Below are 12,852 nucleotides of genomic sequence, written 5' to 3' on the forward strand. Positions count from 1 at the left end.
AATGTAGTTAAAATTTTTTATTAAAAAAATTATCAGAATATATTGACATATGATTCCGCTTACAATTATAGTTTTGTTGTACAACAACTTGCATGGTACATGGTGAATGCAAGATATAATTTAAAAGGGGGCGTATAAATGAAAGTTGAATCTCGCAGTATTGAGTACATTCCGGCAGAAGAGAGGCATGGGAAAGCTCGCGATTTATTTCCAATTTGGTTTGGTGCCAATATGCATATCACAACACTTGTGACAGGGGCATTACCCATTGCATTAGGCCTTAATTTATTCTGGAGCCTCATCGCAATTATCGTGGGGACACTCCTTGGGGCAATTTTTATGGCTTCTCACTCAGCTCAAGGTCCTCAACTTGGAATCCCCCAAATGATTCAGAGCCGGGCGCAATTCGGAATCATTGGTGCCATATTTCCCTTGTTTCTCGTTATGTTTGTTTATTTAGGCTTTTTTGCAAGCAGTGGATTACTTGCGGCCCAAACTTTAAGCAGTTTAACATCGATGGATCAAACATGGAGCATCTTAATCCTCAATATTATGTGCTTTATTGTTACAATTTTTGGATATAACTTAATTCATAAAATGCAGAGGTTATTGTCTTGGACCTCTTTGCTTGTCTATTTAGTGGCAACCGTGATTATTGTGCAATTACCATTTCCTGTAGGAAGTTTAGAAATGGGGTCAGTTCAGCTGCCTGTGTTTTTATTAGCAGTTAGTATGGTTGCGACATGGCAATTAGCATATGCTCCCTATGTTGCAGACTATTCTCGCTACCTTCCAGTTACGACACCAACATCGCAAACATTTTGGTATAGTTACTTTGGTACTGCTATTGGTACAATTTGGATGATGTCATTAGGGGCAGCCTTAACAATTGCCATTCCAAATTTTCTTGACCACTCTGGAGGTAATTTAGCTCATCTGTTTGGTGGATTTGCGATTATCATGTTTTTGATTATTATTTTTGGACAGCTTGCTATTAATGTTTTTAATTTGTATGGAGCGTTTATGTCGACGATTACGACAATTGAACCATTCATGAAGTTGAAAGTGACCGCAAAAGTCCGCATCGGAATGATTTTTGGTGTCACGGTAATCGGGACGATACTATGCTTGTTAGGTCAAAGTAATTTCCTTTCATTTTTCTTAAACTTTATCTTTTTCATCAGTTATTTTCTCATTCCATGGACATCAATTAATCTTGTTGACTATTATATACTGCGCCATGGCCGGTATAACGTTAAGGATATTTTTGATCTAAATGGCCAGTATGGAAAAATAAATTGGATTACGTGTATCGCTTTTCTTGTCTCCATCCTAGTCGAAATCCCTTTTATTAACACATCTTTCTACGTAGGACCTGTCGCCAAAGCATTTAACGGAGCCGATATTGCCTGGGTTATTGGATTAGTTGTCCCTGCTGTATTATATTACTTCCCTATGAGAAAAAAATTAAATACAGCCGAAAACATCTTTGAAACTCAAAATAGAGCTCTATAGAGCATTAAACCTTACCGATAAATACTATTACAAAAGTAAAAAGCACCTTCCTTCTTTAGGAAAGGTGCATTTTACTTTTATAGAAAGGTACCAACATATGTTACTGGAAAAATTGAATAGACTTTAGCCCTTTAACTTTTTCAATACCGGCTGGTGCCTGCTCCTTTTTCTTCTACAAATTCACTTTTATTTGTTTAGCAATGTAGATCTCGCCTTTTTGTTTGTATTTTAGGATAAATCCAGCTGGTACGCAGTTATTTGTAATGGTCAAACCGACATCAGCAAGAAGGGTGTTGCCCTCCACTTTCCAATTTACAGACTGATAAAGCGGAAAGCGGTGACGATAATAGGTTTTTCCACATTGATTGGCTGCCTTCCATGTATGACCTCGTCCTTTTACCTGGATCGTTTTATCGGTTGCAGTAATCATAAAATCTCGTTCAATAGTATGAACGGGATTGTCGATGTCCATTTCCTCATAAGCCAGCCCATCTGGCGTTTCTACCTGCTGGAGTATGTGCGCTTCCTTCTGTACTACCCATGTTCCGTAACCTACTATAAAAATGACAACTATCTCTTTTTTGCCATCACGTTTACATCAATCACATGTAATTCAGGCCGGCGTGTTTCACTCATTGAAACGGCCCATCCCTCTGTTTCCACTATTTCATTACCAATCTTGACCCGAAAATCAGTAAATCGTTCCTCTTTTGGGTTTGGAGTTGCGTAAAGATAGACGCCTGCTTTTTTATCCCCAACCACAAGTGTTTGGGAATTAGTTGTGGTTGCCTTGCCGTTTATCACACCGCTTGACCATACTATTACCATACAAGCAATAGCCACAATAAATTTCTTCATCAATATCCCTCATTTTTTACCTTTGATGTTCTTCGTAATTGTTACATACAGGAGACCCAGCCAATGACATACAAATTTATTTTCTGGTTAATATGGTTATTTATTCATAATATCTTTAGGGCACTATCATTCATTAAATCAACTAAAATTTCTGCTCCCCTTACTGAGTCCGCTTTTAATAAAACTTTTTTAAAAAATGGGACTCTAGAATTTTCCGTTTTTGTGTTGACTTACATATGATAATGTACCGATGACTTGAAATGGAAAGGAGGAGTTCTGTTGAGTGAGGAAAAGAATGGGGAATCAAGTAAATCAGGTAAGTCCCTGTGGAAACCGCTTTTGGCAGCACCCGCTTTATTTTTTCTTGCCCCATTAGGGATCGGTTTGTATCTAACTCATCCATTCCCGGCAAATACGACGAGAAATCCAGGGGAATATGGTCTTGCATTCGAAGAGATTGAATTTTTGAGCCGAAAAGATCAAGTAAAACTGTCTGGCTGGTGGATTCCAGCTGTTTCAAAGAAAAGCAAGAAAACAGTCATCACGGCACACGGTTACATGAATGAACGTGCCATGGAAAAGATTGAAGGACTGCAACTCGTTAAAGTTCTCTCAGAACAGGGCTATAATGTATTGATGTTTGATTTTCGCAATGCAGGGAAATCGAAGGGAAAAACCACGGGGATTGGATATTTTGAAAGACACGATTTGTATTCAGCGATTGATTATGCGATTCAGGAGAAACATCAGGAAAAAGTTGCTCTCCTTGGCTGGAGTATGGGAGCTGCCACTGCGCTTATTGCTGGATGCGAACACCCTGCTGTTTCCGTCATCATTGCTGACAGTCCCTTTTGTGATTTAGAACCTTTTCTAAGAGAAAATCTTTCACATTGGACCAAGCTGCCAAAACGGCCATTTACACCGATTGTATATCATTCCATGCGCAAGCTCCTCAAAATTGACCCCACAGAAGTTTCACCGATCAATCATGTGAAAAATACGAAAGGAAAATCCTTCTTTATCATCCATAGTAAGACAGATAAAGCTATTCCTTATGCCGAGAGCGAAAAATTATTTCAATCCATTTCATCAAAAAACACTAAAGAATTGTGGCTGACGAACGATTGTGAGCACATTCATTCGTATCGCTTGAATAAAAATGAGTATACACGCCGTGTACTTAAGTTCCTAAATAAGTATTTAAACCTTGACTAAAACAGATATGGGAGAAATCTATAAACAAGTTTAAAAAACGCTCCGCTATCATAAACAATCATAAAAAATGAAAAAAGGGTCAGACTCCCAGTGTGCTAAAGTGCTAGCGTTTCATGGATCTGACCTTGGTTTATTCAACTTATTTATCATTTCCCCATAATGATAAAGATTATTTTCAATAATTACTTCAAACCTTCTCTTTTTTTCTAGCTCTACATTTATACCACCATTCATCCTCTGTAATTTATAAATTAACATCTATTTACAGTTGCTCAATCTCCGCCATTTTAAGACCAGTAATTTCAGCTATTTCTATTATTGGCTTACCATTTTCTCTCATTCTTTTTGCGACCATCCTAATTGCTTCAAGCTTTCCTTCTTTTCTTCCTTCTTCTCGTCCTTCTTCTCGTCCTTCTTGCCTTCCTTCCTCAAAGCCTTCTAGTTTCCCAAGCTCCCTCCCTCGTCTTTCATAAGAATTCATTATTTCCATTACTTTATCGGCCTCTGTCCCACTCATCTTCTTCACCTCTTCTTTTACTTTTTGTTCTTCATCATCTGTTAACTGTAGGTAGGTATCGAAGAAACCCATAATTAACGTCTGCCTTGTTGGGTCCAATTTCAAGCGAAGCAGCATAAATAAAAACTGTACTTTTAACTCTGTTCTCTCTCTGTCAGTATATCCCATTTTACTTAAAAGTGCCGCTGCGACCGGGTTATCATAATTAAGATTACTTTCCTCAACCATAATGTGATAAAATTTTGACTATTTATCACAGCTCATTCAAATGGTCGTAATTGAAAACAATCTAGAATAGTTCTTTAGAATTTCCGTTTTGCAATTATCTGCATATGATAAAGCACTGAAATACTTAATAGCTAAAACTGGCCTCACAAATGGTCTTTTTTTAGGTTGTCTTCGTAAATATTATTGTTTCTTGCTAAAGAAAGAGGTACTTTCGGTGTAAAGTTACACATTTAAACTATTTCACATGATTTATCTGCGGTAAATTAGCATATATCTGCGATTCTGGACTTCTGTCAATAAAATAGATATTTATCCGGCTTGATTTGGCGTATTTTTTTAACTTCCGCGCTTCGCTTGGAGGCCTCTGCGCAAAGGAATAATTTAAAAACCAATTATTCCTTTACGCAGAGGTTATATGACCTTGACAGGCGACTTGTCGTTGCGCCATTTCATACGCCTTTTCATACCCGATTGGACTGGCGTATCCTAACGTTGAGTGTATACGTTTTCTGTTATAAAAGTTGATATAAAAATCTATGGCTGCGATTGCTTCTGCTTTGGTCTTAAATACATGTTTATAAATATATTCTTTTTTCAGTGAGGCAAAAAATGACTCTACACAAGCATTGTCATACGGGGTTCCTTTTCGGCTCATACTGATGGTAGCCTTGGTCTCTAAGAGTTCATCAATATACCTGGTTGAACAATACTGGGAACCTCTGTCAGAATGGTGGATCCAACCCTCTGATGGGTTCCGTTCAGCTATCGCCCTTCTTAAGGCACGAAGTGGCAAGGATTGATCCATATGGTCATCAACCGCGTAGCTAATAACCCTTCGTGAAAACAGGTCGAGGACAGGGTTGAGATAAAGGAATCCCTCTCCTGTATGGATATAAGTAATGTCCGTGGCCCACGCCTTGTTTGGCGCTTCCGGCCTAAAGTTCCGATCCAACTCGTTCCGATAGACTTTCTTGACGTGATCGGAATCCGTAGTATGAATATATTTTTTCGGAGGCATGGCAAATAAACCTAGCTCTCTCATACGATTGGCTACTTTCTTTTCAGATACCTTTAAGTCCTCCCTTATAAGCAAGCGATGAATTCTTGGCCTGCCGTAAGTGCCAAGGTTGTCATTGAAATGGAATAAGATTCTATCGTCAAGAAGTTGATTAAACCTATCCCTTTCAGTTTTATCGTCTTCCTGACGCTTTCGCCACCTATAATAACCAGCCGTTGAGACATTAAGTACCTTGCACATCTTCACGATTGAGTGCTCCTCTTTGTGAGCATATATGAATTCAAACCTTAGTTCTTTCCTTGCGTGAAGATGTGCATGGCCTTTTTTAGAATAGCCAGCTCCTCCTCGAGCTCAAGTTTCTTACGTCGCTCTGTTTCATACAACTCTTTGTATTCCGAAGCGGTCATGAGCTGGTTCTGCCTTAAGTGCTCGTCTTCCTGTTGTTTCTTGCGATAACTGGCCACCCACTTTTGTAGGGTATCGTAAGGGATATTGAGCTCTTGGCAAATATCAACTATCTTTCGGCCATCTAGAACTACTAGCTTGGTAACATATTCTTTAAATTCTTTTGGATAGGTGTTTTTTTTCGCCATGTTAGACACGTCCTTTTTCGTCTTGATATGATTTAAACATGACGCCAAAGCCGGTGTCTACTTTTTATACTAACCTCCAATTCCATGTAACTTATCTGCGATAAAGACATATATATCTGCGATTCCAAGCAATTTATCTGCGAAGCTTAGAAAGCAACAATCTATTAGGTCTATTTTTAATTCAGCTGCAAATAAACGCTCATTTGCGCTACAATAATTCCATAGAAAATGGGTGCCTGACACCCGCTGTATAGTGTCAGCCACCCATTAATTTTGTTCAAATTGCCTTCTCAAGCGCCCTTTTTAGTTTGCAATGACATCCTTATATTTATCGGGTTTTCTTTTAAATAGAGCAACTGCAAACGAACAAACAGGGACGATTTTTTTGCCTTCTGCTTTCATCTCAGCTACTACACAGTCCACCAATTGTTCCGCAACTCCCTGTCCTCTTAAGCTGGTATCTACAAATGTATGTGTTAAAAGTACTTGATGTTCTCCATTAGGTTCATATATGACCTCAGCCAGTAACTTACTGGTCTCATCATATTTATAAAAACGATTACTCTCTTTTTTAAAATCCAATTTTATTTCTCCTTTCTTCCATCTACGTAGTGTTGAGTTTCCACATAGTGCCTGACACTGATAGGTTACCGCGCATTCACTTTTTTAATTCATCTAGCATGTTCTGCCCAAAAAAGGCTAGACCTCCACCACACTAAAGGTACAATTTAATGGTTAGTTTGCAACGATTTCCATATTTTATATTTCTCACGCTGGCATGCGGCACAAGGTCTGAATCCAGCTTCTATTGCGGTTTGTTCATCTGCAAAAAATACCCTATCTTTAACATACCCCCACTTAGCGATGGCACGTAAGGCAGCTGGACAATCCATTCGACCAATATACTTTTGTTTTTTTATTACCGCCATATGTTCCTGGAGTTTCACTCTTATAAAGTTTCTTGTCGGCCCCCAAAAGTGTATATGTTTTATGTAGGTTCCTGTTTTCCTGTCTCTCACTCATTCCATTACCCCCAATATCATCCAGGTATTCCTCGTATTTTACTTTCATCCGCTCTGCACATGATTTAAATCCCACATTTTATTGCTGATTCAACTAATTCGCCTTCTCCAAAAAATTCAAATGTCTTTTTATCGCTTCTATTACAGTACCCACAAAAAGTAGAATGACCCCGCCTATTATAAAAACATACGTTTTAACAGTATGCTTAATAAGCATTTCCTCACATTCTCCAGTACGGCAACTAAAATCCCATGATTGAGTCCATCCAAATATGATAAAGATAATTCCAAATAAGAATGCAAAACCGCATAGCCAATTTAAAGCCTTCATTATGAAAGTACACCTCCTAGAACACTATTTGAATTTTCTGTTATATCAATTATATTAATTGACATTAATATTTAACATTAAATATTTCCTTTCATATATTTTTATTACTTTTTAGAACCTCAGCTCCCGGAGTCCTTCCCTCCCATTCCTGTGCATGTTTTATAAATGCTTTCATGGCATTTGACTTGGTTATTCGATTACTAATAACAAGCGCTGTGGTATGGTTGATTGGTTTCTCAAGCCTGATTAATGAGATATTAGCCTTTGAAAAATAATCAGCTTCCTTTGATGTTAATAGTGAGACACCTAATCCTTCAGCTACTAGCCCTACAATAATATCTATCTGACTGCTTTCATGAGTAATATCTGGTGTAAATCCGGCCCTTTTACAGGCCTCCATGCAAATTTGAAAAAGAGTACTTGCTTGATTCATTAGGATAAACGGTTCATTCTTAACCTCTGATAGACTTATAGATTCTCGATTTGCAAAAGGGTGCAACTTTTGGGTAATTAATACCACTTCATCCTCTATCATTGGATAGGCCGATAATGTCTCTAGCTTGTCAAAGTTTCCAGGCAGGGCAATAAAGGCCATATCTAGTTCTGCTTTTTTTAGAAGCTCAATTAGTCCACTACTCATCTTTTCAGTGATTTCTAATTGTATTTCTGGATACTTCTTTTGAAAAGATGAAAAGAGACTAATAAGTCCCCTGCTGCTGTAAACAGGTATGGTTCCTATTGAAAGTACTCCTTTCTCACCGGCTGTATACGCTCTCATTTCATTTAACATATAATCATATTCATTCAAAATACGGCCTGCATATTTAGCAAATTCCTGACCAGCAGCAGTAAGTTTAACCGTTCTAGTCGTGCGGTCGAATAATTGTACCCCGCCTAGTTCTTTTTCCAACTTGATAAGGTATTTGGATAAAGAAGACTGTGATATAGAAACTTCATAGGAAGCATTTGTTAGATGTTGATGTTTGACAATTGCCATAACATATTTTAATTGCTCAATGTTCAAGGAAGCTTCCTCCTCCATTTATTCCCGTTTGGAATTAATTATACAGAAAATTAGAATTGTTTACACTATTTGATTTAATTTACACTATATTTACAGAGTTTATATTACAAACTCACATAAAAATATAAGCATTTTCATCTTAAAAATAAGGAGGTTAATTTTTAATAAGCTATTTTTTCTGTTAAAAAATTTTTATTTATTAAAAGGAGTGTTTCTAACAATGATTCGTTATAAGAAATTAGGTTATGTAGCACTAAATGTTACCGATGTGAACAAGTCGGCTGAGTTTTACCGAGATATTGTGGGGCTTGAACTAGTGGAATTAGTCCCAAATAAAATTGCCTATTTTAGATGCAGCTATGATCATCATAATCTTGTTCTTTATCCCTCTCAACATCCTGGATTAAAACGAGTTGCCTTCGAGGTTGAAGATGCAAATCAGCTCGAAATTGCCATCGATCGCCTTACTAAAACAGGAGTAAACTGGCAGGAGGTGGATGATTCCGAAATAGAATCACTCCATCAAAGTCGTACCATTCGCTTTACCGAGCCTACATCCGGCGTCACGTTTGAATTATATTCTGATATTGAGCAATTTGAAGCACCTTTTGCCTCCAAACCAATCAACTCTAAACCAGTGAATATTACCCAGTTAGGCCATGCTGTCCTTGAGGTTGAAGATCAAGACTTTGATGACCTGTATAAGTTTTTAACAGAAACATTAAATTTTAAAATATCAGACGTATCCGGCGACCAAATAGGATGGGCATGGATGAGGGCCTTTCCGAATCCCTTACATCATTCGTTTGCGATTAATCGTGGAAAAGAGCGAAAGCTTAATCACATTTCATTCCAAATCCAAGCAATCGATGACTTAGGAATTAGTCAAAAACGTTTATTAGACAATCATGTCCCAATTGTATTTGGTCCAGGCCGACACGCCCCATCTGGCAGTCTATTTCTGTATTACTTAGATCCTGATGGATTAACATTAGAATACAGCCAAGGAATGGAAGAGTTTCCTGAAGAAGCCCCCCGCCAGCCAAGGGTACTGCAACCAACTCTAGAAACATTGGATATGTGGGGAGGGACTCCAGACCCACGATTTGGTTCGATTGGTAAAATAGGATAAAATTCTCTAAAATCGGAGTGCTGAACTATGACAGTAAAGCGAATAGACTTTCATACTCATATTATCCCATTAACAATACCTGAATTTGAGAAAACCTTTGAAGGTGATCGATGGCCAAGTATTAAGATGCTGGATGAAGACACAGCCAATATAATGGTCCAAGGAAAGGTGTTTAGAAAAATATCAAAAGAGACTTGGGATCCTGCCAAACGGATAGAAAAAATGAAGTTAGAAGGAATCGATATGCAGGTCTTATCCCCTATCCCAGTAACTCTTTGTTACTGGGCTCCTATTGAGGGAGCAGTTGAATTTGCCAAATGGCAAAATAACTTTATTGCAGATGTTGTACAAGAATATCCCAACAACTTTTTAGGACTTGGAACGGTTCCACTTCAGGATGTTGACGCTGCCATTCTTGAAATGAAGCGGTGTGTCCATCAACTTAAGTTAAGCGGCCTTGAAATAGGCTCCAATGTGAATGGAAAGGATTTAGATGACCCTTGTTTTTTACCATTCTTTGAGAAGGCAGCACAATGGAACGTTCCGCTTTTTATCCATCCCTGCGAAATGATAGGAAATGAACGTACAATGAATGATAACCTTAGCATCACGGTAGGAATGCCAATGGAATTATCACTCACAGCAACTCGTTTAGTATGGTCCGGAATTTTCGAAAAGTTTCCGACTATAAAAATTTGCTTAGCACATGGAGGCGGGGCATTCCCTTATATTCTCCCACGAGTGGATATAGGCTGGAACTCTTGGCCAGCATTAAGAAAAACCGAACATCCGCCTAGTTATTATGCCAATAAATTTTATTATGATGTTTTAGTTTATGATAAGGGGAATACGAAATATTTAATGGATTTGATTGGCTATGAAAATCTATTAATGGGCTCAGATGACCCCTTTATCATTAGGGAAACCCCTCCTGGTAGAGCCATTTTAGAACTTGATGATGTAAGTCCGGAAATAAAAAAGGCTATGTTAGGCGGAAATGCTTTACACTTTTTAGAAAAGTAGAATACGAGTTTTAGGCTAGTCCAATAGGAAGGTAATTTATAGGGGGGAAATTATGAGGATAACGAATATACAACAGTTAATAGATCAGGCAAAGTTTAATAAGTTTCATCTGATGGTACTCTTATGGTGTTCATTTTTAATGATCTTTGATGGCTTTGACTTAACAGTATACGGGGCTGTTGTACCTGTCCTAATGAAAAATTGGAATCTGTCACCTATTGAGGCGGGAGTTCTTGGTAGTTATGCCTTATTCGGCATGATGTTTGGTGCGATGATTTTTGGAACTCTTGCTGATAAATTAGGCAGAAAAAAAGTCATCTTGATATGTGTGTTTATTTTTAGCCTATTTATGATTTTAACAGCTTTAACAACTAGTCCAAAAGCATTCGGGCTTTGTCGGTTTATTACTGGTTTGGGACTTGGCGGAGTAATGCCAAATGTAATAGCCCTTATAAGTGAATATTCACCTAAAGCTCTTCGGAGCCGAATGGTGTCTATTATGATGGCCGGATATTCAATCGGGGGAATGATTGCTGCTACCCTTAGCATAATCTTGGTGCCTAACTTTGGCTGGCAATCTGTTTTCGTCTTTGCGGGGCTTCCATTATTGTTTATTCCTTTTATGATACGTTACTTACCTGATACAATAGGGTCACATATGGCTAGAAAAGAATTTACAAAAACAAAGGAGATTCTTGTAAAACTAGAACCACAATACAGTCCGGCTGAAAGTGAACAACTCACTCTCAAAAGTTCTAATAAAGCTTCCTTCCCGGTCTTTACCTTATTTTTGGAACGCAGAGGGTTATCAACCATTCTATTTTGGATCGCATTCTTTATGTCCCTTCTTATGATATATGGTCTAAACACATGGCTGCCAAAATTAATGACGGTAGCTGGCTTCCCTCTAGGTTCTAGTTTAAGCTTCCTGCTGGCTTTAAATATTGGAGCTACCATTGGTGCTGTCGTAATGGGATGGTTAGCAGATACTTGGGGTACAAAACGAGTGTTAATTCTTTTTTATACTCTTGCTGCACTAACGATTATGTGTTTGGGATTTGCGCAAAATATGGTTTTATTATATATTTTGGTTGCGTTCGCAGGAGCAGCTACAATTGGGACACAAAATATAGCTAACTCCTATGTATCACAATACTATCCTATTTCCATGCGTTCTACTGGATTAGGCTGGGCACTTGGAATTGGACGGATTGGTGCCATTGTTGGTCCGACGGTTGGAGGAATATTACTCTCTTCAAACACTTCCATTCAAATTAATTTTATAGCCTTTGCTATACCTGGTGCGATTGCCGCGTTTGTTATTTATCTCACAAATAATAAATTAAGTTCGATTACCATACAGGAAGATCAAACAGAACAATTTTCTTAAAAAATGACAACCACTAAGAAAAACTACTGAAAAAAGCAAAGGGGCTGTCCAAAAAGTCAGATAACTGGCCTTTGGCAGCCCCTTTATATTGATTTTTTACCTTTTCTTCTATTGTAACTTCACACTTTACTTGCCCTAATTCATCCACAAGACTAGTTAAATATCGAGATATTAGAGGAACAGAAACATATATCATGGTTACTTAATTATTTTATTAGCTTAATCTCACTATTTTTAGGAATTAGTTCAGTAATGTTTTTAAAATTATTGTCTATTTTTTGATGTTCACGGTTACCTATTTCATATTTCATAAAAGAACAGCAAAATAGCTTACGCTCAACTCTTCCCTTTTCCCCAATTAAATTGAACCATCCTTGTCCAACATAAAAAGGATTCGTCAGCATTCTATCAACAACATAAGATATACGGTCATTTTCTTCCTTTGTTTCAAATTTTGTTTTTGACGAAAGAGCCAAAACAAAATAATTTTTAAACCTGTCTAATTCAAGTAATTCAAGATGGTACCTTTCATTCTGCTTTTGATTGAATTCCATCAGAACCGTTTTGATACTTTTTTCAACATCTATATCATATTTACTAGCATCCCTCCAGTTTGACAAGCGAGAATTATAAATAGAGAGTGTCAGGATATAATGTGAGGAATAATTTTTCGGATCAAATACTTCGTTACCAGTTGTCATTTCACCGACCGGTGTAACAATAAACTTTTTATAGTCCGCAAAAAAAGTTTCGTTCATACCGCATACCTCTTTCATACATGGATTGGGATGGATGGATGGATGGATGGATGAATAAAACGGTTCCGATCCTTTGCTTTCTGAATAGTGAATTATATTGTATTATATATTCATTATTAAAAATTAAAATCCTGCTTTTTCTTCCAATAACCAACATTTTTCTTGCATTTTAAACAAAAAGTCCTATTTATTACAACGATTTGTTTTTACAATTTAAGATGCATCGAA

15 protein-coding genes are annotated in these 12,852 nt (G+C 37.5%); 5 read left to right on the top strand and 10 right to left on the bottom strand.

Annotated features, from left to right (window positions below; translation table 11 throughout):
* Nucleotides 1-138: 138 nt before the first annotated feature.
* Nucleotides 139-1,515 (top strand): purine-cytosine permease family protein, encoded by a 1,377-nt coding sequence (locus ACIQCO_RS23710; RefSeq protein WP_400433610.1) that lies wholly within the window; start codon nt 139-141, stop codon nt 1,513-1,515.
* Nucleotides 1,516-1,687: 172 nt separating this feature from the next.
* On the opposite strand, the gene ACIQCO_RS23715 is transcribed toward ACIQCO_RS23710, so the two are convergent.
* Both ACIQCO_RS23715 and ACIQCO_RS23720 read right to left on the bottom strand, forming a co-directional pair.
* Nucleotides 1,688-1,987, bottom strand: coding sequence for a hypothetical protein (locus ACIQCO_RS23715; protein ID WP_400433612.1), 300 nt, complete (start codon nt 1,985-1,987; stop codon nt 1,688-1,690).
* Nucleotides 1,988-2,085: 98 nt separating this feature from the next.
* The gene (locus tag ACIQCO_RS23720) at nt 2,086-2,373 is read right to left on the bottom strand and encodes a hypothetical protein (protein ID WP_400433615.1); all 288 of its coding nucleotides are present in this window, start codon (nt 2,371-2,373) and stop codon (nt 2,086-2,088) included.
* A gap of 279 nt (nt 2,374-2,652) precedes the next feature.
* Between ACIQCO_RS23720 and ACIQCO_RS23725 the strand changes: the two genes are divergently transcribed.
* Complete coding sequence (locus ACIQCO_RS23725; protein WP_400433618.1) at nt 2,653-3,588, top strand: alpha/beta hydrolase; 936 nt, start codon at nt 2,653-2,655, stop codon at nt 3,586-3,588.
* 262 nt (nt 3,589-3,850) lie between these two features.
* On the opposite strand, the gene ACIQCO_RS23730 is transcribed toward ACIQCO_RS23725, so the two are convergent.
* From ACIQCO_RS23730 to ACIQCO_RS23760, 7 genes are all read right to left on the bottom strand, one after another.
* On the bottom strand, nt 3,851-4,333 hold the full coding sequence (locus ACIQCO_RS23730; protein ID WP_400433620.1) for a hypothetical protein: 483 nt from the start codon (nt 4,331-4,333) through the stop codon (nt 3,851-3,853).
* Nucleotides 4,334-4,733: 400 nt separating this feature from the next.
* Nucleotides 4,734-5,627: an IS3 family transposase gene (locus ACIQCO_RS23735; RefSeq protein WP_400433752.1), complete on the bottom strand. Its 894-nt coding sequence runs from the start codon at nt 5,625-5,627 to the stop codon at nt 4,734-4,736.
* An 11-nt stretch (nt 5,628-5,638) separates the two neighbouring features.
* Complete coding sequence (locus ACIQCO_RS23740) at nt 5,639-5,944, bottom strand: transposase (RefSeq protein ID WP_400433623.1); 306 nt, start codon at nt 5,942-5,944, stop codon at nt 5,639-5,641.
* Nucleotides 5,945-6,247: 303 nt separating this feature from the next.
* Nucleotides 6,248-6,526 carry a GNAT family N-acetyltransferase gene (locus ACIQCO_RS23745; protein ID WP_400433626.1) on the bottom strand — a complete coding sequence of 93 codons (279 nt, stop codon included), beginning with the start codon at nt 6,524-6,526 and terminating at the stop codon, nt 6,248-6,250.
* 146 nt (nt 6,527-6,672) lie between these two features.
* Nucleotides 6,673-6,873, bottom strand: a complete 201-nt coding sequence (locus ACIQCO_RS23750; protein WP_400433629.1) for an Ada metal-binding domain-containing protein — start codon at nt 6,871-6,873, stop codon at nt 6,673-6,675.
* A 187-nt stretch (nt 6,874-7,060) separates the two neighbouring features.
* Entirely contained in the window at nt 7,061-7,297 is a 237-nt protein-coding gene (locus ACIQCO_RS23755) for a hypothetical protein (protein ID WP_400433632.1), read from the bottom strand.
* A gap of 91 nt (nt 7,298-7,388) precedes the next feature.
* Entirely contained in the window at nt 7,389-8,321 is a 933-nt protein-coding gene (locus tag ACIQCO_RS23760) for a LysR family transcriptional regulator (RefSeq protein ID WP_400433635.1), read from the bottom strand.
* Nucleotides 8,322-8,541: 220 nt separating this feature from the next.
* Here ACIQCO_RS23760 and ACIQCO_RS23765 point away from each other — a divergent pair, with 220 nt between their 5' ends.
* From ACIQCO_RS23765 to ACIQCO_RS23775, 3 genes are read left to right on the top strand one after another with little or no spacing between them, the layout of a single operon-like run.
* A complete protein-coding gene (locus tag ACIQCO_RS23765; protein ID WP_400433638.1) occupies nt 8,542-9,453 on the top strand; it encodes a VOC family protein in 912 nt (303 codons plus the stop codon).
* A 27-nt stretch (nt 9,454-9,480) separates the two neighbouring features.
* Nucleotides 9,481-10,476, top strand: a complete 996-nt coding sequence (locus tag ACIQCO_RS23770) for an amidohydrolase family protein (protein ID WP_400433641.1) — start codon at nt 9,481-9,483, stop codon at nt 10,474-10,476.
* 52 nt (nt 10,477-10,528) lie between these two features.
* On the top strand, nt 10,529-11,866 hold the full coding sequence (locus tag ACIQCO_RS23775; RefSeq protein ID WP_400433644.1) for an MFS transporter: 1,338 nt from the start codon (nt 10,529-10,531) through the stop codon (nt 11,864-11,866).
* A gap of 206 nt (nt 11,867-12,072) precedes the next feature.
* Here the strand turns inward: ACIQCO_RS23775 and ACIQCO_RS23780 are convergent, their stop codons facing one another.
* Nucleotides 12,073-12,624, bottom strand: a complete 552-nt coding sequence (locus ACIQCO_RS23780) for a hypothetical protein (RefSeq protein ID WP_400433647.1) — start codon at nt 12,622-12,624, stop codon at nt 12,073-12,075.
* Between the last annotated feature and the right edge of the window lie 228 nt (nt 12,625-12,852).

Source organism: Neobacillus sp. NPDC093127, assembly GCF_044754175.1.
Classification (GTDB): Bacteria; Bacillota; Bacilli; order Bacillales; family Cytobacillaceae; genus Neobacillus.

What these genes read in the sequence shown, in the direction of transcription:
- ACIQCO_RS23710 (WP_400433610.1), top strand. Translation starts at nt 139, where the DNA reads ATGAAAGTTGAATCTCGCAGTATTGAGTACATTCCGGCAGAAGAGAGG.
- ACIQCO_RS23715 (WP_400433612.1), bottom strand. Translation starts at nt 1,987, where the DNA reads ATGGACATCGACAATCCCGTTCATACTATTGAACGAGATTTTATGATT.
- ACIQCO_RS23720 (WP_400433615.1), bottom strand. Translation starts at nt 2,373, where the DNA reads ATGAAGAAATTTATTGTGGCTATTGCTTGTATGGTAATAGTATGGTCA.
- ACIQCO_RS23730 (WP_400433620.1), bottom strand. Translation starts at nt 4,333, where the DNA reads ATGGTTGAGGAAAGTAATCTTAATTATGATAACCCGGTCGCAGCGGCA.
- ACIQCO_RS23740 (WP_400433623.1), bottom strand. Translation starts at nt 5,944, where the DNA reads ATGGCGAAAAAAAACACCTATCCAAAAGAATTTAAAGAATATGTTACC.
- ACIQCO_RS23750 (WP_400433629.1), bottom strand. Translation starts at nt 6,873, where the DNA reads ATGGCGGTAATAAAAAAACAAAAGTATATTGGTCGAATGGATTGTCCA.
- ACIQCO_RS23755 (WP_400433632.1), bottom strand. Translation starts at nt 7,297, where the DNA reads ATGAAGGCTTTAAATTGGCTATGCGGTTTTGCATTCTTATTTGGAATT.
- ACIQCO_RS23765 (WP_400433638.1), top strand. Translation starts at nt 8,542, where the DNA reads ATGATTCGTTATAAGAAATTAGGTTATGTAGCACTAAATGTTACCGAT.
- ACIQCO_RS23770 (WP_400433641.1), top strand. Translation starts at nt 9,481, where the DNA reads ATGACAGTAAAGCGAATAGACTTTCATACTCATATTATCCCATTAACA.
- ACIQCO_RS23775 (WP_400433644.1), top strand. Translation starts at nt 10,529, where the DNA reads ATGAGGATAACGAATATACAACAGTTAATAGATCAGGCAAAGTTTAAT.
- ACIQCO_RS23780 (WP_400433647.1), bottom strand. Translation starts at nt 12,624, where the DNA reads ATGAACGAAACTTTTTTTGCGGACTATAAAAAGTTTATTGTTACACCG.